Consider the following 1,492-nt stretch of genomic DNA (forward strand, 5'->3'; position numbering starts at 1 on the left):
GGCGAATTCAACTGATCGTCGCAACACCTTGATCACGGAGGTTTGCGATGGGGCGCGGGAAGAGGCAGATGCGTGCGGTGCCGGCTGGTGCGCGGCGACAGTGGGCGTCGGATCGGGCGTTGCGGCCGCCGATGCGTTCACCGGGACGGCCGGAGCCGTCTCGTGCGGTGCAGCGGGACTTCTGGCGGCGGATCGCGTCGGGAGTAACCACGCTGGAGGCTGCGGAGGCTGTGGGTGTGTCGTGGCCGGTCGGGTCCCGGTGGTTTCGTCACGCTGGCGGCATGCCGCCGATCAGTCTGGACGAGCCCACCGGCCGTTACCTGTCATTCGCCGAGCGCGAGGAGATCGCGCTGCTGCGCGCCCAGGGAGTCGGCGTGCGTGAGGTCGCCCGCAGGATCGGACGTGACCCAGGAACAATCTCACGAGAGCTGCGCCGTAACGCGGCGACCAGGGGCGGTAAGCCGGTTTATCGGGCTCTGGTGGCGCAGTGGAAGGCGCAGCAGGCCGCGAAGCGCCCGAAGACCGCGAAGCTCATGAGTAATGGCAGGTTGCGGAAGTACGTGCAGGATCGGCTCGCCGGCGGGGTCCGGCGACCCGACGGCACGGTCGTCACCGGGCCTGAGGCGCCTGCGTGGAAGGGGCTGAATAAGCCACATCGGCAGGACCGCCGCTGGGCGACGGCGTGGAGCCCGGAGCAGATCTCGCACCGGCTGCGTGTCGACTTCCCCGATGATGAGGCCATGCGCATCAGCCACGAGGCGATCTACCAGTCGCTGTTCATTCAGGGGCGTGGAGCGCTCAAGCGTGAGCTGGTCGCGTGTCTGCGCACCGGCCGGGCACTGCGGGTTCCCAGAGCGCGGTCCCAGAACAAGCCGCAAGGGCATGTCACTGCCGATGTCGTCCTGTCCGAGCGCCCCGCCGAAGCCGCGGACCGCGCGGTCCCCGGGCACTGGGAAGGGGATCTGATCATCGGGACGGGCCGTTCCGCGATCGGCACGCTCGTCGAGCGCTCCAGCCGCTGCACGCTCCTGGTGCATCTGCCTCGGTTGCAGGGGTGGGGCGAGACACCACCCGTGAAGAACGGTCCCTCGCTCGGCGGCTACGGCGCCATCGCGATGAACACCGCGCTGACAGCATCGATGACGAAGCTGCCCCAGCAACTGCGCAAGACCCTCACCTGGGACCGCGGGAAGGAACTCTCCGGCCATGCGCAGTTCGCCCTCGACACCGGCACGAAGGTGTTCTTCGCCGATCCGCACTCGCCCTGGCAACGGCCGACGAACGAGAACACCAACGGCCTGCTGCGTCAGTACTTCCCGAAGGGCACCGACCTGTCGAGGTGGTCCGATGAGGACCTCGAAGCCGTCGCCCTCGCGGTCAACAACCGGCCCCGCAAGAGCCTTGGCTGGAAGACCCCGGCCGAGGTCTTCGCCGAGCAGTTAAGCTCGCTGGAACAGCCCGGTGTTGCAACGACCGATTGAACTCGCCCAAT

1 protein-coding gene is annotated in these 1,492 nt (G+C 68.0%); it reads left to right on the plus strand.

All coding sequences use genetic code 11. The annotated features are described in order from the left end of the window. Positions 1-68 precede the first annotated feature (68 nt). Positions 69-1,481 carry an IS30 family transposase gene (locus tag DLJ59_RS02640; RefSeq protein ID WP_124770917.1) on the plus strand — a complete coding sequence of 471 codons (1,413 nt, stop codon included), beginning with the start codon at positions 69-71 and terminating at the stop codon, positions 1,479-1,481. Positions 1,482-1,492 lie beyond the last annotated feature (11 nt).

This window comes from Micromonospora inaquosa (assembly GCF_003857055.1).
GTDB lineage: Bacteria > Actinomycetota > Actinomycetes > Mycobacteriales > Micromonosporaceae > Micromonospora > Micromonospora inaquosa.